The 21,898-nt window shown below is 38.6% G+C and carries 20 protein-coding genes and 1 other annotated feature (1 of these 21 running past the window's edge); of the genes, 4 read left to right on the plus strand and 16 right to left on the minus strand.

Annotated elements, in window-relative coordinates:
• Window positions 1-151 (minus strand) — a binding site (T-box leader) (it extends 69 nt beyond the left edge of the window).
• A 51-nt stretch (window positions 152-202) separates the two neighbouring features.
• Window positions 203-1,663: a glutamate--tRNA ligase gene (gene gltX / locus MHB44_RS22530; RefSeq protein ID WP_341300957.1), complete on the minus strand. Its 1,461-nt coding sequence runs from the start codon at window positions 1,661-1,663 to the stop codon at window positions 203-205.
• A 90-nt stretch (window positions 1,664-1,753) separates the two neighbouring features.
• Window positions 1,754-2,230 carry a 2-C-methyl-D-erythritol 2,4-cyclodiphosphate synthase gene (gene ispF, locus MHB44_RS22535; RefSeq protein ID WP_341300958.1) on the minus strand — a complete coding sequence of 159 codons (477 nt, stop codon included), beginning with the start codon at window positions 2,228-2,230 and terminating at the stop codon, window positions 1,754-1,756.
• 177 nt (window positions 2,231-2,407) lie between these two features.
• On the opposite strand from ispF, the gene MHB44_RS22540 reads away from it, so the two are divergent.
• A complete protein-coding gene (locus MHB44_RS22540) occupies window positions 2,408-4,042 on the plus strand; it encodes an SWIM zinc finger family protein (protein ID WP_341300959.1) in 1,635 nt (544 codons plus the stop codon).
• A 56-nt stretch (window positions 4,043-4,098) separates the two neighbouring features.
• On the opposite strand, the gene ispD is transcribed toward MHB44_RS22540, so the two are convergent.
• The 8 genes from ispD to MHB44_RS22580 form a co-directional block, all read right to left on the minus strand.
• Window positions 4,099-4,791: a 2-C-methyl-D-erythritol 4-phosphate cytidylyltransferase gene (gene ispD, locus MHB44_RS22545; RefSeq protein ID WP_341300960.1), complete on the minus strand. Its 693-nt coding sequence runs from the start codon at window positions 4,789-4,791 to the stop codon at window positions 4,099-4,101.
• An 11-nt stretch (window positions 4,792-4,802) separates the two neighbouring features.
• The gene (locus MHB44_RS22550) at window positions 4,803-5,888 is read right to left on the minus strand and encodes a PIN/TRAM domain-containing protein (RefSeq protein ID WP_341300961.1); all 1,086 of its coding nucleotides are present in this window, start codon (window positions 5,886-5,888) and stop codon (window positions 4,803-4,805) included.
• Window positions 5,889-6,171: 283 nt separating this feature from the next.
• The gene (gene radA / locus MHB44_RS22555) at window positions 6,172-7,548 is read right to left on the minus strand and encodes a DNA repair protein RadA (RefSeq protein WP_053997206.1); all 1,377 of its coding nucleotides are present in this window, start codon (window positions 7,546-7,548) and stop codon (window positions 6,172-6,174) included.
• Between the two features lie 89 nt (window positions 7,549-7,637).
• Window positions 7,638-10,082 (minus strand): ATP-dependent Clp protease ATP-binding subunit, encoded by a 2,445-nt coding sequence (locus MHB44_RS22560; protein ID WP_341300962.1) that lies wholly within the window; start codon window positions 10,080-10,082, stop codon window positions 7,638-7,640.
• On the minus strand, window positions 10,072-11,184 hold the full coding sequence (locus tag MHB44_RS22565) for a protein arginine kinase (RefSeq protein WP_341300963.1): 1,113 nt from the start codon (window positions 11,182-11,184) through the stop codon (window positions 10,072-10,074). The genes MHB44_RS22560 and MHB44_RS22565 overlap by 11 nt, the downstream gene beginning before the upstream one ends.
• Window positions 11,181-11,723, minus strand: coding sequence for a UvrB/UvrC motif-containing protein (locus MHB44_RS22570; protein WP_341300964.1), 543 nt, complete (start codon window positions 11,721-11,723; stop codon window positions 11,181-11,183). The genes MHB44_RS22565 and MHB44_RS22570 overlap by 4 nt, the downstream gene beginning before the upstream one ends.
• A gap of 10 nt (window positions 11,724-11,733) precedes the next feature.
• Window positions 11,734-12,207, minus strand: a complete 474-nt coding sequence (locus MHB44_RS22575) for a CtsR family transcriptional regulator (RefSeq protein ID WP_341300965.1) — start codon at window positions 12,205-12,207, stop codon at window positions 11,734-11,736.
• Window positions 12,208-12,475: 268 nt separating this feature from the next.
• Window positions 12,476-12,781 (minus strand): DUF4870 domain-containing protein, encoded by a 306-nt coding sequence (locus tag MHB44_RS22580; RefSeq protein WP_053997201.1) that lies wholly within the window; start codon window positions 12,779-12,781, stop codon window positions 12,476-12,478.
• A gap of 126 nt (window positions 12,782-12,907) precedes the next feature.
• Here MHB44_RS22580 and MHB44_RS22585 point away from each other — a divergent pair, with 126 nt between their 5' ends.
• Window positions 12,908-13,591 (plus strand): class I SAM-dependent methyltransferase, encoded by a 684-nt coding sequence (locus MHB44_RS22585; RefSeq protein ID WP_341300966.1) that lies wholly within the window; start codon window positions 12,908-12,910, stop codon window positions 13,589-13,591.
• A gap of 133 nt (window positions 13,592-13,724) precedes the next feature.
• Window positions 13,725-14,687: a magnesium/cobalt transporter CorA gene (corA, locus tag MHB44_RS22590; protein WP_341300967.1), complete on the plus strand. Its 963-nt coding sequence runs from the start codon at window positions 13,725-13,727 to the stop codon at window positions 14,685-14,687.
• Window positions 14,688-14,731: 44 nt separating this feature from the next.
• Here corA and MHB44_RS22595 read toward each other — a convergent pair whose 3' ends face one another.
• Window positions 14,732-14,941, minus strand: a complete 210-nt coding sequence (locus MHB44_RS22595; protein ID WP_053997198.1) for a hypothetical protein — start codon at window positions 14,939-14,941, stop codon at window positions 14,732-14,734.
• 252 nt (window positions 14,942-15,193) lie between these two features.
• On the opposite strand from MHB44_RS22595, the gene MHB44_RS22600 reads away from it, so the two are divergent.
• Window positions 15,194-16,504: a globin-coupled sensor protein gene (locus tag MHB44_RS22600; RefSeq protein ID WP_341300968.1), complete on the plus strand. Its 1,311-nt coding sequence runs from the start codon at window positions 15,194-15,196 to the stop codon at window positions 16,502-16,504.
• 46 nt (window positions 16,505-16,550) lie between these two features.
• Here the strand turns inward: MHB44_RS22600 and MHB44_RS22605 are convergent, their stop codons facing one another.
• The 5 genes from MHB44_RS22605 to adh form a co-directional block, all read right to left on the minus strand.
• On the minus strand, window positions 16,551-17,030 hold the full coding sequence (locus MHB44_RS22605; RefSeq protein ID WP_341300969.1) for an acyl-CoA thioesterase: 480 nt from the start codon (window positions 17,028-17,030) through the stop codon (window positions 16,551-16,553).
• Window positions 17,031-17,098: 68 nt separating this feature from the next.
• On the minus strand, window positions 17,099-18,526 hold the full coding sequence (locus MHB44_RS22610; RefSeq protein WP_341300970.1) for an aldehyde dehydrogenase family protein: 1,428 nt from the start codon (window positions 18,524-18,526) through the stop codon (window positions 17,099-17,101).
• 43 nt (window positions 18,527-18,569) lie between these two features.
• Entirely contained in the window at window positions 18,570-19,538 is a 969-nt protein-coding gene (locus tag MHB44_RS22615) for a DUF4003 family protein (protein WP_341300971.1), read from the minus strand.
• A gap of 389 nt (window positions 19,539-19,927) precedes the next feature.
• A complete protein-coding gene (locus MHB44_RS22620; RefSeq protein WP_341300972.1) occupies window positions 19,928-20,287 on the minus strand; it encodes a DUF779 domain-containing protein in 360 nt (119 codons plus the stop codon).
• A 21-nt stretch (window positions 20,288-20,308) separates the two neighbouring features.
• Window positions 20,309-21,829, minus strand: a complete 1,521-nt coding sequence (adh, locus tag MHB44_RS22625) for an aldehyde dehydrogenase (RefSeq protein WP_341300973.1) — start codon at window positions 21,827-21,829, stop codon at window positions 20,309-20,311.
• Window positions 21,830-21,898: the final 69 nt, after the last annotated feature.

The following is a 21,898-nucleotide window of genomic DNA, read 5'->3' on the forward strand; positions in this document are numbered from 1 at the left end:
TTAACGGGAACGACTCGATAAAGCCTACTATATGTTCAGCTCTATGCTCAAAGGTGCATTTCAGTTTTGCCTAGGCTCAGACCATTTTCAGCCGGTGATGGTCCTCTCTTGAGAGCATGCGCCACTTACTTCTCCTTCTCAACGCTTTTTTCAATGTAAATACATTTTACAACGAACGCATTAATTGTCAATAAAGTTCTCTTTATTGTGCAAACTTTTCTACGCGATCAATCGTTTTTTCTTTACCAATTAAGCAAATTGCATTTGGTAGCTCTGGTCCATGTGTTTCCCCTGTTGCTACAACACGGATTGGCATAAATAAATTTTTCCCTTTATGGCCTGTTGCTTTTTGTACAGCCTTGATAGCAGCTTTTATGGCTTCTGGTGTAAATTCGTCTAACTCTTCAAGCTGTGCCTTAAATACCGCCATAACCTCAGGTACTTGTTCACCTGCTAAAACGGCTTTTGCTTCTTCATCATATTCAATATGATCGTTAAAGAATAGGCTTGATAATTCAACAATCTCCGCACCAAAGCTCATTTGATCATGATAAAGTGCAATTAAATCTGTTGCCCATGCATGTTGCTTTGTAGTTAGTTCCTCAGGCAATAACCCAGCCTTTTGTAAATGCGGTAATGACAACGCTACCACCTCTTCTAAAGGCAATTTTTTAATATATTGATTATTCATCCATGTTAACTTTTGCTTATCGAACATAGATGGTGATTTAGATAGACGTTGTTCATCAAATAGTTTAATCAATTCTTCTTTTGAGAAAATTTCTTCTTCCCCTTCTGGAGACCAGCCTAACAATGCAAAGAAGTTAAACATTGCTTCAGGAAGATAGCCTAAATCTTTATATTGTGTAACAAATTGAATAATTGATTCATCACGTTTTGATAACTTTTTGCGGTTTTCATTAACAATTAGTGTCATATGTCCAAAGGTTGGGTATTCCCAGCCAAATGCATCAAAAATCATTATTTGCTTTGGTGTATTCGATAAATGCTCTTCACCACGGAAAACATGAGAAATTTCCATAAAGTGATCATCCAACACAACCGCAAAGTTATATGTCGGGATACCATTTGCTTTTACAAGTACCCAATCACCAATATCTTTGGACTCAAATGTAACTTGTCCACGCACTAAATCTTCGAAATCATATGTTACATTCTCAGGTACACGCATGCGAATTGTGTATGGCTCGCCTGCTGCCTCTTTCGCTGCAACTTCCTCTGCTGATAGATGACGACACGTGCCATCATAAGTAGGCGCTGCTACACCTCTAGCCTTTTGCTCTTCACGAGATGCTTCAAGCTTTTCTGAAGAACAGAAACATTTATAAGCTAAGCCCTGCTCCAATAATTTCTCAGCATGCTCTTTGTAAATATCGAGACGTTCCATTTGTCGGTAAGGTGCATAAGGGCCACCAATATCAATTGACTCATCATATTCAATACCTAGCCACTTGAGGTTTTCTAGCTGAGATGCCTCTCCGCCCTCTATATTACGTTCAATATCTGTATCCTCAATACGTACAATAAATTTACCGTTATGATGTTTGGCATATAAATAATTGAATAATGCTGTACGTGCTCCACCAATATGTAAATAACCTGTTGGAGATGGGGCGTAGCGCACACGAACTTCTTTCGTCATAATTAAAAGCCTCCTAAATTTTCGATCAAAAATTGACTTTGTTTATTTTACCATTCTGCTACGGGAAATAAAAGCAAGGTTCTTGCCTATTTATTTCTTAATCAAGAGGATGGTAGCCATTGCTGCTATACCTTCCTCACGTCCAGTAAAGCCCAGTTGTTCCGTTGTCGTTGCCTTTACATTCACCTGTGACGGCTCTGCGTGTAATAATTCCGCAATACAATTTTTCATCTGCTCAATATATGGAGCCATTTTTGGACGCTGTGCCATAATTGTACAATCTATATTACCGAGAACATAGCCTTTATCCTCAACAATCTTCCAAATATGTTCTAATAACTTGGCTGAATCCGCATCCTTAAAGGCAGGGTCTGTATCTGGAAAATGACGACCAATATCACCTTCTCCAATTGCTCCTAGTGCTGCATCTGTAACCGTGTGTAATAAAACATCTGCATCAGAGTGGCCAACAAGCCCTTTTTCATGCGGAATTGTAATACCTCCAATAATTAATGGACGCCCTTCCTCAAATGCATGTACATCAAAACCTTGTCCAATTCGAAACATATGATACTGCCACCTATTAGTAGCAGCATTCACCTACCTTTACGATTTTTTATGTATAGACAGTTTACCATATTTCCTAGGCAATAAGTGTTGTGACTAATTCTCATTACATGATTGTTAACATTCTAGCCATTTTTGATATGCTTATTGTAACGCTAATATGATAGGTGGGGCACAATGAACATTCATACTTTTGAAAAGCACTTTAATAAAATAATTTTGCAGCGTGGTTACGATTACTTTATCAATGAATATGTTATTGATGTTATCGCAATTGATGAACACAATTGGCAAGCAGAGGTCGAAGGCAGTGAGCTCTATACTGTAAATGTAGAGATTGAAGAAAACGGTCATATTACCTATGTGGATTGTGATTGTCCTTATGATAATGATTGTAAGCATATGGTTGCTGTTTTATACACCATACAAGAGCAGTTTAATAAGCCACCTCTAGTATCACAGAAACAGCAATCCACATTACAGCAATTGTTAGTAGCACAATCAAAGGAGAATTTAATCAACTTAATTTTAACAGTGGGCAAAAGTACGCCTCAATTTCTAAAAGAATTGGAAATACACTTAATGAAGCCGACAGATATTATAGCAGCTTCAGAAAAATTAATTGTCCATCATCTACGAGCTGAGCAAGACAGGCATGATAACTTTATCCCACAACATCGAGCAACAAAAGCACTCAAAGGCATCTATACAACAATTCATCAGGCAGAGGAACAGCTTGATAATGGCGACTATCTAACAGCTATTGAACTAAGCTTTCTATGTCTACAATACACAATCGAAGCAGGACAATATGGCGATGACTTTTATGGTGATTTTAGCCAAGCGCTTGATAATAGCATTGCAGTGATTAATGGGGCTATTCAAGACGGTGTTGAGATTTGGACAAAGGGGCAATATGAAAACGTGTATCAGCTTGTCATTCAAAAAGCTATGCAGCCTATATTGGAAGATTGGGCAGAATATCGAATATCTCTACTGCATGCTTGCATCCCTCTTTGTGCAGATGATGCCATTGAAGAGCAGTTTAAAACGCTCCTGCAATCGCTAGAAGGCACCGTGGGGTCTAGCCATAACAATAGGCTCCTGCAAATTAAGCTGCACTTATTAGAGACAAAATACAGTCAAAAAGAGGTAGAAGCATTTTTAGAACAGCATATTAGTAACGCCGAAATGCGTGATCAACTTATTCAATCTGCTATGACTCGTGGGGATTATGAAAAAGTTTTGCATTTAACAACAGACGGAATGAAGCAACATCAATTATCTTTAAAGAATTTAAGAAAGTGGCAAAACAATGCCTTTATTGCACATAAGCATTTAGGACATACAGAAGAGATGCGTCAATTGGCCTTACAGCTATTATTAAATGGAGATTATGATTTTTATCGAGAATTAAAGGCTCTTTATACTGTTGAACAATGGCCAGAAGCTTTAGAGGAGTTATTAGATCATCTTATAAATTCCTATTTATATCCAAAATTAATTGTAGAGGAACAACACACGGCACGCATTCTAGCTTATTGCCAAGAACAGCCGCAACGTATCATACAGTATTATCCTCATATCAAAGAATCTTATTATGAAGAGGTCTGTGCACTATTTATTGATACTATTACTGCTGAAGCTAAAATAGCTTCTAATCGAAAAAGATATCAGGATGTTTGCTATTCAATTAATAAAATGCGACAAGCAGGCTATAGCGTGGAAGCAGGGCAGCTTATTAAAGATCTGTTACAGACCTATCCAAAACGTCGTGCTTTTATAGAGGAATTGAAATATATACAGAAATGATAAAATCCCATCGAAAAGTTGTATGTAATCGACTTTTCGATGGGATTTCCAATGAGCTACGCCAGATCCAAAGCCCGTTTATGCAAAATCGCTTCTCCGAATATTAAATCCTCTTGTGTCGTCATTTTGACGTTTTCATAGCTGCTCTCTACAATATGCACTGCATGTCCAAGACGTTCAACAAGCATGGCTTCATCTGTACCAAGGAAACCTACCTTCTCAGCTACATCCTCTGCCTCGACAATTAAATCATATTGGAAGGCTTGTGGTGTCTGAATCATCCATAGGCTATCACGATCCACTGTTTCTTCAATAACACCATTGCGAACCTTTTTCATGGTATCTTTCGCTCGAACACCTGCGATCGCTGCACCATATGTGTGTGCACTTCGGACAAGGTTAGCAATAATATCATGTGTAATAAAAGGGCGCGCTGCATCATGGACAAGTACAATATCGACCTGCTTCATTTCTTTCATACACGAATGAACAGAATGCTGTCGTTCAGCACCGCCATCAGGTAAGCTCTTAACTTTCGTAATACCGTATTCTTGTAGCATTGCTTGAATATATAGACGTTCCTCTGGTTTCACGGCTAACCAAATACCTGTGCACAGCGCATCCTGCTGAAATACTTCTAGTGTGTGGATAAGAATTGGCTTCTCTAAAAGCTTTAAAAATAATTTATTGTGCCCTGCCCCCATACGCTTGCCACTACCAGCAGCAGGTAAAACTACTTCATATTGCATCTCTTCACATCCTAATCGTCCTTTGGCTTCGCAAATATCATCCGACCTGCCGATGTTTGCAGTACACTTGTGACCGTTACTGTAATCGCCTGCCCAATATAACTGCGCCCACCCTCTACAACAATCATCGTTCCATCGTCTAAATAGGCAACACCTTGATTATGCTCTTTCCCATCTTTAATCACGACAACCTGCATATCCTCACCAGGGATAACTACAGGTTTTACAGCATTTGCTAAATCATTAATATTTAACACCTTTACATGATGTAACTCACACACTTTATTAAGATTAAAATCATTTGTGACAATCTGTGTATCATTGCCCATTTTTTTTGCGAGTTTTACCAATTTCAAATCTACCTCTTGCACATCCTCAAAGTCTTCATCTGTAATCTCAACTTGTGTCTGACGTTCATCTTGTAATTTCCTTAAAATATCTAAACCTCGACGTCCTCTTGTACGCTTTAATGTATCAGAAGAATCCGCAATATGCTGAAGCTCTGTGAGTACAAACTGTGGGACCACTAAAACTCCTTCAATAAAGCCGGTTTCAGAAATATCCGCAATACGGCCATCGATAATAACACTTGTATCCAGCAGTTTATAGCTGCCTCGTACTTCCAGCACCTCAGCATCTTCAGCAGCTTTTTTCTTTGCATTAGAGCCACGTAATGTAAAAAGCTGTATCAATTCATCCCTTTTTCTAAAGCCTATACGGAAGCCTAGATACCCTAATACAAATGATAGAATAATGGGCACTATCTCTGTAATACCAAGTATTTGCACACTACCTATAGCAAAACCTAGAAAATAAGCTACAATCAGCCCAATAATTAAACCCAGTGTACCAAATAATAAATCTCCGACTGGAATTTTAAATAGTACCTCTTCCATCCAGCTAATGAGCTTCACAAAATAATCTGAAAATGCAAATGATAATGTAAACAACAAAAGTGCCCCTAATGCTACTGATACATAAGGATTATCTAGCCAAGGATTAGATGATAAATGAAGCAATTCGTATAATGGCGGTAAGAAAACAAGGCCTAATGCTCCTCCAATCAGTAAAAAGGCAATTTGTACAAATTTTTTCACAAGCTGTCACCTCCTATTGTTATTTAAGATTATACATAGTTTATGGTAGAAAATCCTTTATAAACTCAGCAAATTAACATTATTTTTAACAGTCTTGCCAGCCATCACAACCTCTTTAGACAATTTACTAACCTTCTATTTTAAGTTGGCTTCGGTTACGATTTCCTCCTTCCTATTGCCTGGTATTTTCTAGGACGTCTATTCCTTTACCTGAGTTTCCGATTTGATGATCAAAAATGAAAGAAAATACATGTTAGAATACTATCCAACATGTATGATTTCTTTATAGCTCTCTAAAGCAGAGTTTTAAGGCATCCTTGATCGTTTCTACTCCTACAATTTCAATACCTTGGGGGAAATCCCATCCACCGATATTAGATGCTGGAATAAAAGCCCTTTTAAATCCAAGTTTCGCGGCTTCAATAACACGCTGCTCAATACGTGAGACTCGACGTACCTCTCCTGTCAATCCGACCTCTCCAATAAAACAATCTGTTGCTTGTACCGCTTGATCCTTAAAGCTCGAGACAATACTTGTCAACACAGCTAAATCAATGGCGGGCTCATCCAATTTCACACCACCAGCAACTTTAATATATGCATCTTGCGCTTGCAGCATAAGCCCCATACGCTTTTCAAGCACCGCCATCAGCAACTGCACCCGATTTTGATCAACACCCGTTGCCATACGTTTGGGATAATTAAAGCTTGTAGGCGTTACTAAAGATTGAATTTCAACAAGAATAGGTCTTGTCCCCTCCATTGACGCCACGATCGTAGACCCCGCAGCTCCCTGTGAGCGTTCCTGTAAAAATAGCTCAGAAGGATTTAGCACTTCCTTTAAACCTCCCTGAAGCATCTCAAATATCGCAATTTCATTGGTAGAGCCAAAGCGATTTTTTTGGCTCCGTAAAATACGATGATTATGATGTCTTTCTCCTTCAAAATACAATACCGTATCCACCATATGCTCTAAAATACGTGGTCCAGCAATTTGTCCTTCTTTTGTAACATGCCCCACTAAAAAGATAGCAATCCCCTTTGTTTTGGCTATACGCATTAGCTCAGCTGTACATTCTCGTACCTGTGAAACACTCCCTGGTGCGCTTGTAACTTCAGGATGAAAGATCGTCTGTATAGAATCAACAATGACAAATTTCGGCTGCACCTCATCAATCGTTTGATGTAAAAATTCAAGATTCGTTTCAGAATAGATATATAGCTCTTGAGAAACTACGCCTAAACGTTCTGCTCGTAATTTTGTCTGACGAATTGATTCCTCTCCAGAAATATAAAGCACACGATGCCCTTTATTTGAGAGCAATGCTGAAACTTGTAATAAAAGCGTTGATTTCCCAATCCCAGGATCACCCCCAATTAACACTAACGAGCCAGCCACAATTCCTCCACCTAGCACACGATTCAGTTCGCTCATTTCCGTTGCTACACGAGACTCTTCCGTGGCCTGGACCTGAATAATGGGCAGTGCCTTTTGGGTCACTGTTGCGGAATGCTGGAATGCTCCACGAGGTCCTTTTGCCACAACCTCAACTTCCTCCACCATCTTATTCCATTCTCCACAGCCTGGACATCTTCCCATCCATTTTGCAGATTCATAGCCACAGCCCGAACAGATAAATTTCGTTTTTTTCTTTGCCAAGTTGCTTCACCTCGAATATTTGTTCTTATATTCATTGTACAGAAAAAAAGACAGCTTGGCACTTCAAGCCTCGCTGTCTTTGCATGAAATTATTTAGAGATAGAAACTCCCTCTTTTTTCTTTACAATAAATTCATTATCTACATAGTCAATAACAACTTGATTTCCTTTTTCTACATTACCTTTTAGTAATTCCTCCGATAAGCGATCCTCTACTTGCTTTTGTAATGCACGACGTAGTGGACGAGCACCATATTGAGGGTCATAGCCTTCCTCAGCAATTTTTTCAAGTGCTGCATCTGTTAGCTCTAACGAAATATCTTGCTCTTTCAAGCGTTTTGTTAGTGCATTGCCCATCATTGCAATAATTTCTTTTAAATGCTCTTTTTCTAATGAGTGGAAGACAATCATTTCATCGATACGGTTTAAGAATTCTGGACGGAATGCTTTTTTCAATTCTTCTAGCATTGTACCCTTCATGTCTTTATGCTTAGATTCTGCACTACCCACATTGAAGCCAAGGCTCTTTTGATATTTAAGAGCATCCGCACCAACGTTCGAAGTCATAATGACCACTGTATTACGGAAGTCCACTACACGTCCCTTAGAATCTGTTAAACGACCATCCTCAAGCACTTGTAATAGAATATTGAATACATCAGGGTGTGCCTTTTCAATTTCATCTAACAACACGACAGAATATGGTTTGCGGCGAACTTTCTCTGTTAATTGACCCCCATCATCAAAGCCTACATAGCCTGGAGGTGAGCCTACTAAGCGAGAAGTCGAATGTTTCTCCATGTACTCGGACATATCCACACGAATCATTGCATCCTCATCACCAAACATTACTTCAGCTAGTGCTCTAGCCAGCTCTGTTTTACCAACACCTGTAGGTCCTAAGAAGATAAATGAACCAATTGGGCGTTTTGGATCTTTTAAGCCTGCTCTTGCACGGCGAATCGCACGAGAAATCGCTTCTACCGCTTCTCCTTGCCCTACAACACGTTTGTGTAGCTCCTCTTCAAGGTGTAATAATTTTGCAGATTCTTCAGAGGCAATTTTCGATACTGGAATTCCTGTCCACATTGAGACAACTGCTGCCACATCATCTACAGTCACTTGCGATTCAGCTTTCCCTTGCTCTTCCTTCCAATTTTTGCGTGTTGCTTCAATTTCATCTTTTAGCTTTTGCTCTGTATCTCTTAATGATGCTGCTTTTTCAAACTCTTGACCTGATACAGCAGCATTTTTTTCAGAGCGCACATTTTCAAGCTTATCTTCAAGTGCCTTTAAATTTGGTGGCACTGCAAATGAACGTAAGCGCACTTTAGAGCCAGCTTCATCGATTAAGTCAATTGCTTTATCTGGTAAGAAGCGGTCTGAAATATAGCGATCACTCATTTTAGCTGCTGCTTCAATTGCTTCATCTGTAATTTTCACACGATGATGCGCTTCATAACGGTCACGTAAGCCTTGAATAATTTGAATAGCCTCTTCTACTGTTGGCTCATCTACTTGGATTGGCTGGAAACGACGCTCTAAAGCTGCATCCTTTTCAATATATTTACGGTATTCATCCAATGTTGTTGCACCGATACATTGCAGTTCGCCACGTGCTAACGATGGTTTTAAAATATTGGATGCATCGATTGCACCTTCTGCGCCACCTGCACCGATTAATGTATGCAATTCATCGATAAATAAAATGATATTGCCTGCTTGGCGAATTTCATCCATTACTTTTTTCAAGCGATCTTCAAATTCACCACGATATTTTGTACCTGCAACGACTGTGCCCATATCCAATGTCATTACACGTTTGTCTCTTAATGTTTCTGGTACTTCATTATTAATAATTTGCTGTGCTAGCCCTTCCGCAATCGCTGTTTTACCAACACCTGGTTCACCAATTAATACAGGGTTATTTTTTGTACGACGCGATAATACTTCGATAACACGAGTAATTTCCTTGCTTCGACCAATAACAGGGTCTAAAGAGCCTTCACGTGCAATTTGTGTTAAATCACGTGCCAAGCTATCTAGTGTTGGTGTATTAGCAGCCTGAGCCGCTTGTTGTCCAGATTGTGCATTATCATTATTGCCTAAAAGCAATAATACTTGCTGACGAGCTTTATTTAAGCCCACACCTGCATTATTTAAGACACGAGCTGCTACACCTTCCCCTTCACGAATCAACGCTAATAATAAATGCTCTGTACCAATATAGGAATGACCTAATTTACGTGATTCATCAACTGAAAGCTCAATAACTTTTTTAGCGCGTGGTGTATAGTGAACAATTGGTCCAACGTCCTCTTTACCTTTGCCAACTAATTCTTCAATACCTGCTTCAATTCTTTGAGGACTAATATCAATAGCTTCTAACGCTTTTGCAGCAATACCGCCGCCTTCACGTATAAGCCCTAATAAAATATGCTCTGTGCCAATGGATTCGTGTTTCCAACGAATAGCCTCTTCCTGAGCAAGCTGTAATACTTTTTGCGCGCGTTGTGTAAAACGATTAAACATCATATAAATCCTCTCCCTTTTCACCATTCATAGGCTTATTCGTATATTTTTGAGCTAATAATACTTCACGAAGCATTTTTGCTCTTACACGGTCGCGTTCAGCAGGCGGCAATACCTCACCTGCATAATGTTGTAAAAATGCTGGCTGCATACTTACAACACACTCATTTAAAGTTGTTGGTTGTATCCCTGTAATCAACTGTAAATCTACACCTAAACGGACATTGGATAGACAGGTTGCTGCCTCCTCACTTGTTAAAATTCTTGCATGTGTAAGGGTGCCTAAAGCTCGATAAACACGATCCTCTAAGGCAAGTTCTGCTTTTTCCATCAACTTACCTCTTGCATGCCGTTCTTTTTGTATAATTTTTTCAGCGACACTTTGTATATCTGTTAAAATATCCTCTTCTGTCTTGCCAAGCGTAATTTGGTTAGACACTTGATAAATATTACCTAAATTTTCGCTTCCTTCACCATATATCCCTCGTACCGTCATGCCTAAACGCGTCATCGCATTAATAATTTGATTCATCTGTCCAGTGAGTGTAAGTGCTGGTAGATGCATCATCACAGATGCTCGAAGACCCGTACCGATATTTGTTGGGCAGCTTGTTAAATAACCAAAGGTATCTCGAAATGCATATGGTAACGCCTTTTCTAAAATACGATCAATTTTATTTGCCTGTTCATAGGCACGTTGCAATTGAAAACTTGCTGTCATACACTGGATGCGTAAATGATCCTCTTCATTTACCATAATGCTAACGGATTCATCTTCTGAAAGTAGTATGGAGCCCACTTGCTCTTTTTTAGCTAGCTGCGGACTAATCAAATGCTTTTCTACTAGAATTTGACGCTGCAGAGGCGTTAAATCCTTTATAGCAAAATAAGCATAATCATTTTGAAGCGTTGGGCTATCACTTACAGCATGTGTAACCGCCTGCTCCACCTGCAATGCCTCATTCTCAGAAAATGCTAATGGGAAACGATAGCCATCTAAATTTCGAGCAAGGCGAATTCGTGTACTAATGACTATATCTGAATAATCGTCCTCAACATACATCCACATCGGGGTCGCATGCTCTAAAAACGATTCAATCATCATGACACATCACCACCTTTAAATTGTAGTTGCTTCTCAAGCTCCCTCACTTCATCCCGAAGCTTGGCTGCCTCCTCAAATTGTTCTTCATCCACCGCTAATTTCATACGTTTACGAATATCCTCAATTTGCTTTTTAATAACATATACATTACTGTGAGCGCCAGGCATTTTTCCAATATGCTGCGGTCCCGCCTGTATACGATTAAAGAGCTTCGGCAAATGCTCACTAAAGATGTCATAACAGTTCGGACAGCCAAATTTCCCCTCTTTTAAAAATTGCTTATAAGTAAATCCACATTGTGAGCATGTTTGCTGTGGCGGTTGTGCCTGCTGTTTTTCCCCCACCTTTTGCCATGTCGGCGAGCCAAACCAGTTGGACAATAGCTGTTGAATCGATACTGGCTCTTGCTTAAACTCTGCATGAAATGGATGGAATTGTGAGGCGCAGACGTCACAATAATGGTGCTCCACCTTTTGCCCATTTTGAACTTGTGTTACAGTAACTGTCGCATTACGCTGTTGACAATGTTCGCATATCATTTCCATCACCTCACGATTTCTGTTGTTCATATTTTATTGTTGTCAGCATCGCTCGTAAGATTTTAGCTCGAATGCTATCTCTTAAAGGAAGATGTAAATCGATTGTTGAGCGATCAATTGCTGCTAACATTAATTTCGCCTCTCGTTTTGAAATTACCTGCTCATCAATAAGTCGATAGATTAAATCCTCTGCCATCGTTTGCGATGCCCCACCTTCAATTTGCTTAAGAACATCGTCAATTAAATCAATTTGTGAATTCGCACGGACACGTAAAATTCGAATGTATCCACCACCGCCACGTTTGCTCTCAACAAGGTAACCCCGTTCAGCAGTAAATCTTGTATTAATGACATAATTTATTTGTGACGGTACACATTGAAATTTATCAGCGATTTCACTACGTTTTATTTCAATATGCCCTTCTCCACCTAATTCAAGTACCTGCTTTAAGTAACCTTCTATGATGTCTGATATATTACGCATTTTAGGAATACACCTCGCTTACTTCACTGACTTTGACTATCTTTGACTTTCTTTGAGTATATTATACAAAACGCTTGAAAATAATTGCAATTAATTCGCCTACAGAAAAATAAAAAGTCATAAAAGTAGTTATTCAAGCGTCAAACAATATGTCATTTTCGCTAATAGGACGGGTACTTTATAAATTACTTGCACACATACTGTACCCCTTTTTGTTATCAAAAAAACGCAAGCATATGCAACTAGCATATACTTGCGTTTATGAAAATTATACCCAACGACCAACAATTGGATAACGCCAAGGCTCATCAGACAATGCTTTCACGATACCAATAATTGGTACGATAAATACCATAATTGCGAAAATCAGTAAAAATGGAAGTCCAATTAAAACAAAGCTTAATACACCAGCAATCGCTATTAAAACACCCATCACAATTTGGAATAACAATGCCTGAATCGAAATCGCTTTTACTTCCTCGTCTGAACTAATTAAGAAAAAAATAATTGGTACTAACCATGGCGCAAAAAACGCACTTGCGTGTATGATGACTTTAGACCATTTACTCTCCATATATCTATCAATCCTTTCTTTATGGCTGTTTATGTTTTTATGTACTACTATTTACGGAACTATACCCCTAATAGTTTCATAGTAAAAAGAGATTTTTAAAATTTTTTTGAAAGGTAGTGATGTGAGATGGAATTTAACAACACATTGGCAAACGAATATGAAAAGGGCATTCGACGTACACTTCCAAGCTATGATGCAATGCTTCGTTTAATACAGACTTTTTATTATTCCACATTGCCTGAAAAAGCTGAGCTGTTAATTGTAGGAGCAGGAAGCGGCAATGAAATTTCACAGCTTGCAGAAAAACGACCGCACTGGTCATTTACAGGCATTGATCCATCTGAATCCATGCTCCGTGTAGCAAAGGAGCGTTTACAATCTCTAACAAATACTCTGTCATTCCATCAAGGAACCATACTCAATACAACATTACCAACCATACAATATGATGCAGCTAGCTGTGTACTAGTTCTTCACTTTATTCAGGATTATGAAGAAAAGCTCTCTACCTTAAAGCAAATAGTACATCATTTAAAGCCTGGTGCACCATTTGTTCTTGTCTCCAAATATGGACAGTCTGGCTCGTTAGAAACAGAGCTACAATTTGACTTATGGCGTGCCTATTGGTTACAGCAGACAAGGCTATCCGCTGAAGATGTAGCAGATATGGAGACATCTATCCGTGCCCTTTCATTTATGTCGGAAAAGGATATTTTAACATTGCTTCAGCATGCAGGCTTTACAAAACCTTCGAGATTCTTTGCCACTACTTTGTTTGGTGGTTGGGTATGCTTTAAAAAAGAACGTTAAAATTTTATAACAGTCGTGTTGGTTTCTGCGGACCCGTTCTAGCTAAACAGAGGGCACATGGGGCTAAAAATCTTAACAAGCTCCCCATCCCCACCACGGCTGATTTTGTAGTAAAAAATTTGAGGTGAATGCTGTGATACGCACCATTGGAATTACAAAACAACAACAACTATTGAAGGATTTCCCCTTGGAGATCATAGAACAACATGAATTTGAATGGTACTGGGTTGATTTTAATTGCCCTACCATTGAGGAAGAATCGTTGCTAGATACATTTTTCCATTTTCATCCACTTGCGATTGAAGATTGCTTACTGCGATTACAGCGCCCGAAGCTCGATTTTTATGATGATTTTCACTTTTTTGTTATTCATCGCCTGAATGCAGAAACATTAGCTGCGGAGGAGGTTAATATTTTTACTTCCCATAAATTCATTGTAACATTCCATAAAAACCCTGCTCCTGAAATAGATAAGCTACAAAAAATGTTGGAAAATCAATCAAAAAGCTGGGAACGCGGTACGATTTACTTAACCTACCAGACTATCGACAAAATTGTTGATAGTTATTTCCCACTTGTCTATGAAATCGAAGATCACTTAAATGTACTTGAAGACGAACTTACCTATCAAAGCAATGTCAATGCTATGAAGATTGTCTTTGAATTCCGTAGTGATTTGCTCGACTTAAGACGTACTATTTTACCAATGCGAGATCTGCTCTATCGGATATTGAATTCTTACCGCTTCTCATTAAAAAAATCCGAAAGAGCTTACTTTGGAGATATATATGACCATCTCCTTAAGCTAACAGAAATGGTAGAATCCAATCGAGAGCTTACTGCAGATATGCGAGATAGTTATATGGCCATAAGCTCAAGTCGCATGAATGGTATTATGATGACATTAACCATTGTTTCAACAATCTTTATTCCCTTAACATTTATTGCTGGCGTTTACGGTATGAATTTTGATAATATGCCTGAGCTACATGGGCGATATAGCTATTTTATTATACTTGCTATAATGATTATTATTGCCATTTTAATGCTCATCATCTTTAAGCTGAAAGGCTGGTTTAAATTATTTAAGCCCTAAAAAAGCTGCTCGTTTTTCATCAAACGAGCAGCTTTCTAATGCTATTAATATGGACCACGGTCATCAATTTTATTTTCGCCTTGCTGTGGGAATAAAAAGTATGCTAACACGCCTGACCCTAATGTTGCACAAATCGTTATTAATAATTGTTCAATGGCTGGCACCTCTGCATAATAGTTACGCAACATATAAACAGAGCCAATTGCCACAATAACCATCACTGGAATAACGAATTTAAAGCGTTTTTTCTCCATACAATACCTCCTTCTCTATCCTTTTTACGCACAGTTCTATGACCTTAAACAGTTCGTATTTTACAGGTTTCCTCTATCAAATTCAAATTTACTTCGCTTCTAGCATAAGTAAAAAAATAAAGAAATAAACTAAATTTTTAACCAAATATCCAACAAAAAATAGTAAAATGGATTTAATACCATATATTTATAAACGACAAAAGTTTCTTTTATATTCACTTATTATAGATATTAAGAATGGAGTAATTAATCATGAGTTGGTTTACAAAAAATAGTAGTCCTCACTACTCAATTGTCTTAATGCCTGAAAATTTCAAGGGTCATGTACAATTAGACGTTTCAAGCCATCCAATCCTTCAGAAACAATTAGCGCTGTTAAATTTAACAATAAGGGATCTAGCGATTATTAAGCAATTACAGCCATTTGCAAAGGATTTAATACCAACAATGGTGGAACAGTTTTATGCAGCCATTAGTCTGAGTCAAGACTTACTCGATATTATTAATCGGACATCGCATATAGATCGTTTAAAAGTTACACTACACAAACATTTAAGTGATATTTTTGAAAGTCATATTAATAACGCTTACATTTATGAAAGAAAAGCTATTGCTGAAGCCCACGTCCGAATTGGCTTGCAATCGAAATGGTATATTGCATCCTTCCAATCACTCACTACTACATTTACAAATTTCGTGAATGATCTCGATATTTCGAAACAAGATGCAATTTGTGCGATTAATGCCTTTAGTAAAATTATCAATTTTGAGCAGCAGCTAGTAATCGAGGCCTATGAAAAAGAGGAAGAGCGCATTCGTACGGCTACGAGTGAGACAAAAAATGCCCTTGTTACAACGATTCACAAAACGGCTGAGGAACTTAATGCTATTAGTGAAGAAACGGCAGCTTCCTTACTAGTGATTTCCTCTCAAACAGATGATATTGCAGTAGCCACAAAGCAGGGATTGAGTTTCGTTGCTGATACACAGGAAAAATCGAGACGTGGTCAGCAGCAGCTTCAAGAACAAAATGATTTAATACAAATTATTTTAAAGAGTGTCAACAGCCTTGAAGTAACCATGAATCAGTTGCGTACCTCCTCTCAAAAAATCTCTGAAATTGTAGGACTTGTTACAGGAATTGCTGACCAAACCAATCTATTAGCCTTAAATGCATCAATTGAGGCAGCTCGCGCAGGTGAGCATGGTAAGGGCTTTGCAGTTGTAGCAGAGGAAGTTCGTAAGCTTGCAGAGGAAACAAAAAATGCCGTACAAAATGTTTCGCATCTTATCAAAGAAACCGAAAGTAATATTACAACAATGTCGAATTCTGTGGTAAATGTGGATGAAAAAATTCAGCATAGTGTGACTACACAGGAAAATTTGTCGAAATCATTTAATGATATTGCTGATGCTGTCGCTGGTATTCAGCAGCAATATATTCATACATCCAGAGATATTTCAGCCATTTCTAATTTAATTACTGAGCTATCACAGGGAGCAACACTTGTTTCTTCCTCATCTGACTCGCTTATTAATGTTGTAAATGAGCTAAATATCTAGTACAAAAAAGGGAACTTCGCTGTTAGCAGGCAAGTTCCCTTTTTCTTTAATGCGGCAAGGCACGCTTTTGTTTACGATACTCTCGTCTTACTGGTCCTGTTTCAAACAAACGCTTTTCTTCATCTGTTTCAGGATAAATAGCAGGTACTGGTGTTGGCTTCCCTTTATCATCTACTGCCACCATCGTCACAAATGATTCTGTTGTTAATTTTTCTTCTCCCGTCTCTATATTGCGAGAAATAACGCGCACATAAACCTCCATTGAAGAACGTCCCGTAGAAGAAACAATGCTTTCTATTTCAAGAATATCTCCTACATGTGCTGCCGATAAAAAATCAACTGAATCAATCGAAGCTGTTACTACTTGCCCTTTAGCATGCTTCATCGCTGTAATAGCAGCAATTTCATCAATATAAGCTAACACTCTTCCACCGAAAATAGAATTGTGATTATTGGTATCTGGAGGTAATACGAGACGTGATTGAACCGTACGTGATTGGCTCATTGGTACAGTGGTGTTTGTCATGGTTCTTGCAACTCCCCTTCATGTATGTTCTTTCGTCATCGTAGCGCAGAAAAAGAGTCGATGCAAATTTAGAACGATTTTTTCATCGTAATAAATTTCATATCCGTCATTTCCTCAATCGCCCATTTAATACCTTCACGACCATAGCCGCTCATTTTTACACCACCATATGGCATATTATCTACCCTAAAGGTCGGAATATCATTAATCATCACAGCACCAGCTTGTAACTCATCTGCTGCATACAGAGCATCTGATAAGATATTCGTGTAGATTCCTGCATTTAAGCCAAGGTCCGACTCATTGACAAGTCGAATGGCGTCGTCTAATGTTTCATATGAAACAATTGAGGCGATTGGCGCGAATGTTTCCTGACAGACAATTTTCATATCCGCAGTTACGTTCGTCATAACAGTTGGTGTTAAAGTACGCTCTGTAAAAACACCACCTGTTGCAATAACAGCACCTTGGGCCTGGGCTTCCTCAATCCATTCTCTTATTCGTTCAACTTCGTTTGGATGAATCATGGCACTGACATCCGTATTTTTATCGAATGGATCACCTACTACAAGTTTTTCAGTTTCTTCTACAAATGCTTTTGTAAACTCGCCAATAATAGAGGCATGTACATAAATACGCTGTAAAGAAATACATACTTGACCAGCAAAGTTAAACGCGCCGCCTACACAACGCTTCATAATTTTGTTGATGGGTGTCGATGGTTCGACAATTACTGCTGCATTGGAACCTAGCTCTAACGTTACTTTCCGTAAGCCAACTTTTTCTTTTATACCTAAGCCAACCTTACCGCTACCTGTAAATGTTACCTTTTTAACATATGGATGTGTAATAAGTGTATCACTCAGCTCACCACCACTGCCTGTCACTATTTGCAACGCCCCATCTGGTAAGCCTGCCTCTTTAAAAATCTCAGCCATTATAAGGGCACTTAATGGCGTTTGTGTCGCTGGCTTTAATACAACCGTATTGCCGACTGCAAAGGCTGGACCTAATTTATGTGCTACTAAATTAAATGGAAAATTAAACGGTGTAATGGCTGAGATAACACCTAATGGCTCCCGCTTTGTCCAGCCTATACGATCCCCTGCACCTGGTGCGGCATCCATTGGTACAGTCTCACCCTTTGCTTGCTTAGCACCCTCTGCCGCAAATTGATATGTTGCAATGGTACGTTCAACTTCAGCTAATCCTGCCGCCAAAGGTTTCCCTGCCTCTAATGCTAAAATTTCGGCAAATTCATCCTTTCGTAGTCGCATACCATTAACTACGTTATATAATATTTCGGCACGCTCATAGGCTGTTGTCTTTTTAAATGATTGAAATGCTTGCTGTGCACCCTCGATCGCTCTCTCAACATCTTGGATGGATGCCTTAGCTACATGTGCAACGACCTCTCCACTATACGGAGATGTTAACTCATAACTATCCTCTGCCTCTTGCCATTGACCATTTATCCATAGTTTTGTTTTCTTCATCCTTCACATGCACCTCCAAATAATCAAGTTCTCCTTTATTTTATCATGAAGAACTGGAATTAGATGCTATGGCGGCTGCACTAACCGCTGCGATCATTGCTGCTTGCTGTGCTTGAATTAATAACTCAATAGAAGCCATTATCGTCATCGACAAAGATTTTTGGACATTTGCCATATCGTAAATAGCAATTTGTACAGTCATAAAGAGTACAAATTCACGATGCCATTTTAATATTTTTAAACCTTTTAATTCATGATACAAATTAATAATATCCAAAAGCTGTGTTTGATTAAGATTAAGTATTGCTAAAAAGCCAAGTAGCGGATAATGCATAGTCTTTACTTTTATATGCTGTTGTTTGAATGTGTCACGTATCGCTACAGTATTTGCGACAAGTTGATTATTGTATTGTGAAGATAACAGCGTTAATACCTGTGAAAGCCATTGAAGATCATTACCCGCAGTAAAATTATATGCTCGTAATTCTTTATAGTAGCGATTCATTGTATCTGCACGTAACTCAATATCATCAGAAGGACTGCTTAATAAAATCGCATAAGGAATATCCTCATAGGATGTTAAAAATGGGTGGTGCTTACGAATCGCATCAAATAAAGCTCTAGCCTTTTGAGCATGTGCCTTTTTTTCATGTTCATTCTCCGTTAAAAACTGTGCACCTATAAAGCTAAAATTGCCATTTCTAAATTTAGCTTCTTTCAAAACACGTACATTTATTAATAAATCCTTTACTGCCTTTTCTGTATCTTCTTGCTCCATTAAATTTGCAGCGATACTATAGCCAACGGTTGTTCGTAAAGGGGACATCCATGAGCTCTGCATTTTCATCTCCTGCAGTACTGCTTTATACTTGTCTGCATCAAATATTTTTCCGGAAGCTAGAAATGTACTAGCAATCGCTAGAATAATCTTTCGGTCAACTGTCCAGCCAGCAGCTTTTGATACATCCTCAACTGTATTTGTAAATTGATTTTCGATCATCGCATAATCCATCCTTGTCCACTCCTTTTCTTAATTTACGTGACAGAATGCTTGAAAGATTCACCTTCTTGTAACAATTAACATAAAAAGTAAACTTAATTTAATATATGTTACCTCATTTATTTGGTTTAATAAGGAATATCAACAACATAAAGTGAACCTTCAATCAGTGAAGGTCTTACAACCTGTTCATACAGGATGAAAGGGAGATGTTTACGTTGATCGCAAAAACCACTAAAAAATTATTATTTACAGTGACTTTACATGAGCGCTTTCAGTTATTTTTATCTTTACGCAACTCGCCGAAGACCATCTCATTACATAGCCTTTTCTCTAAAAATTAAAGGTGTACATACAATAAAAAACAGCGGCATATCTTGCTGCCGCTGTCCCATATCTTATTAAATTAACCCTAGCTCTTGTAGCTCCTCTGATGAGAACGCTCTTGACCTTGTTAAAAAGCGCTTCCCTTCTACACCTTCTAATGAAAACATTCCACCTCTACCATCGACAACATCTAAAATGATTTGGGTATGTTTCCAGTAATCATACTGATTTTTATGCATATAGAAAGGAGCACCGCCTATTTCTCCAAGGCATATATCCTGATCACCTAATAATAAGTCACCCTCTGGATAACACATAGGGGATGAGCCATCACAGCAGCCACCAGATTGATGAAATATAATAGGACCATGCTTTTCTTTTAATAAATCGATTAGTGCCAGCGCTTGTGCCGTAGCTAGTACACGTTCAACCACGCTCATGCACCTCCCTGTAAATTAGAAGAAGCCCAGTTTGTTTTCGCTATAGCTAACCAGTAAATTTTTCGTTTGTTGGTAATGAGCTAACATCATTTTATGGTTTTCACGTCCGACACCAGACATTTTATAACCACCAAATGCAGCATGTGCAGGATAAGCATGGTAGCAATTTGTCCAAACACGTCCTGCCTCAATTCCACGACCAAAGCGATAAGCTGTGTTCATATCTCTTGTCCAAATACCTGACCCCAAGCCATATAATGTGTCATTGGCGATTTCCAATGCTTCCTCTTTCGTTTTAAATGTTGTAACTGCCACAACTGGTCCGAAAATTTCTTCTTGGAAGATACGCATTTTATTATGCCCTTTGAAGACAGTTGGTTTAATGTAGTAGCCATTTTCAAAGCCTTCTCCTACATTATTTTTCTCTCCCCCAATTAGACATTCTGCGCCTTCTTGTTTACCAATATCTAAATATGAAAGAATTTTCTCCATTTGCTCGCTTGAAGCCTGTGCACCCATCATTGTATTTGGATCAAGTGGGTTACCAATTTTAATGGCCTCCACTCGCTGTATCACACGCTCCATAAATTTATCATAAATTGATTCCTGAATTAATGCACGAGAAGGACATGTACACACCTCTCCTTGATTTAACGCAAATAATACAAAGCCTTCTACTGCTTTATCTAAGAAGGAATCATCTTCATCCATAATATCCTCAAAGAAGATGTTTGGCGATTTACCACCCAGTTCTAATGTAACAGGAATTAGATTTTGAGAAGCATATTGCATAATTAAACGACCTGTTGTTGTCTCACCTGTAAAGGCGATCTTACCAATACGTGGATTGGACGCAAGTGGTTTGCCTGCCTCTAAGCCAAATCCATTTACAATATTTACAACACCTGGTGGTAATAAATCTTCAATTAATTCAAACAGCACCATAATAGATGCTGGTGTTTGCTCTGCTGGTTTTAAAATAACACAGTTTCCAGCTGCAAGTGCTGGTGCCAGTTTCCATACAGCCATTAGTATCGGGAAGTTCCAAGGGATAATTTGACCGACTACCCCAATTGGTTCATGAAAATGGTAGGCAACTGTATCGTTATCAATTTGGCTAATTGAGCCTTCTTGGGCACGTAAAACGCCAGCAAAATAACGGAAATGGTCAATTGCAAGAGGGATGTCTGCATTTAATGTTTCACGTACTGCTTTACCATTATCCCATGTTTCAGCAACGGCCAGCTTTTCTAAATTTTGCTCAATACGGTCTGCAATTTTAAGTAAAATGTTTGCACGCTCTGTCGGCGATGTTGTTCCCCACGCGTCTTTAGCTGCATGAGCTGCATCAAGTGCAAGTTCAATATCCTCAGCCGTGGAACGCGCTATTTGTGTAAAAACTTGTCCAGTAACAGGAGTGACGTTATCAAAGTATTGACCTTTCACTGGGGGTGTCCATTCGCCACCAATATAATTATCATATTTCTCTTTGAATTGAACTACCGATCCTTCAGTGTTTGGAAATGCATAAACCATTTTACTTCTCCCCTTTACACAATTTAATGAGAATTGTCTACAAAAAACATTATTTTATATCGGAATAAC

The organism is Lysinibacillus sp. FSL H8-0500 (assembly GCF_038051955.1).
Lineage (GTDB): Bacteria > Bacillota > Bacilli > Bacillales_A > Planococcaceae > Lysinibacillus > Lysinibacillus macroides.

What these genes read in the sequence shown, in the direction of transcription:
- MHB44_RS22560 (WP_341300962.1), bottom strand. Translation starts at nt 10,082, where the DNA reads ATGATGTTTAATCGTTTTACACAACGCGCGCAAAAAGTATTACAGCTT.
- MHB44_RS22565 (WP_341300963.1), bottom strand. Translation starts at nt 11,184, where the DNA reads ATGATGATTGAATCGTTTTTAGAGCATGCGACCCCGATGTGGATGTAT.
- MHB44_RS22605 (WP_341300969.1), bottom strand. Translation starts at nt 17,030, where the DNA reads ATGACAAACACCACTGTACCAATGAGCCAATCACGTACGGTTCAATCA.
- ispD (WP_341300960.1), bottom strand. Translation starts at nt 4,791, where the DNA reads ATGCAATATGAAGTAGTTTTACCTGCTGCTGGTAGTGGCAAGCGTATG.
- ispF (WP_341300958.1), bottom strand. Translation starts at nt 2,230, where the DNA reads ATGTTTCGAATTGGACAAGGTTTTGATGTACATGCATTTGAGGAAGGG.
- MHB44_RS22600 (WP_341300968.1), top strand. Translation starts at nt 15,194, where the DNA reads ATGAGTTGGTTTACAAAAAATAGTAGTCCTCACTACTCAATTGTCTTA.
- MHB44_RS22570 (WP_341300964.1), bottom strand. Translation starts at nt 11,723, where the DNA reads ATGATATGCGAACATTGTCAACAGCGTAATGCGACAGTTACTGTAACA.
- MHB44_RS22540 (WP_341300959.1), top strand. Translation starts at nt 2,408, where the DNA reads ATGAACATTCATACTTTTGAAAAGCACTTTAATAAAATAATTTTGCAG.
- MHB44_RS22610 (WP_341300970.1), bottom strand. Translation starts at nt 18,526, where the DNA reads ATGAAGAAAACAAAACTATGGATAAATGGTCAATGGCAAGAGGCAGAG.
- gltX (WP_341300957.1), bottom strand. Translation starts at nt 1,663, where the DNA reads ATGACGAAAGAAGTTCGTGTGCGCTACGCCCCATCTCCAACAGGTTAT.
- adh (WP_341300973.1), bottom strand. Translation starts at nt 21,829, where the DNA reads ATGGTTTATGCATTTCCAAACACTGAAGGATCGGTAGTTCAATTCAAA.
- MHB44_RS22575 (WP_341300965.1), bottom strand. Translation starts at nt 12,207, where the DNA reads ATGCGTAATATATCAGACATCATAGAAGGTTACTTAAAGCAGGTACTT.
- MHB44_RS22580 (WP_053997201.1), bottom strand. Translation starts at nt 12,781, where the DNA reads ATGGAGAGTAAATGGTCTAAAGTCATCATACACGCAAGTGCGTTTTTT.
- MHB44_RS22595 (WP_053997198.1), bottom strand. Translation starts at nt 14,941, where the DNA reads ATGGAGAAAAAACGCTTTAAATTCGTTATTCCAGTGATGGTTATTGTG.
- MHB44_RS22585 (WP_341300966.1), top strand. Translation starts at nt 12,908, where the DNA reads ATGGAATTTAACAACACATTGGCAAACGAATATGAAAAGGGCATTCGA.
- MHB44_RS22615 (WP_341300971.1), bottom strand. Translation starts at nt 19,538, where the DNA reads ATGGATTATGCGATGATCGAAAATCAATTTACAAATACAGTTGAGGAT.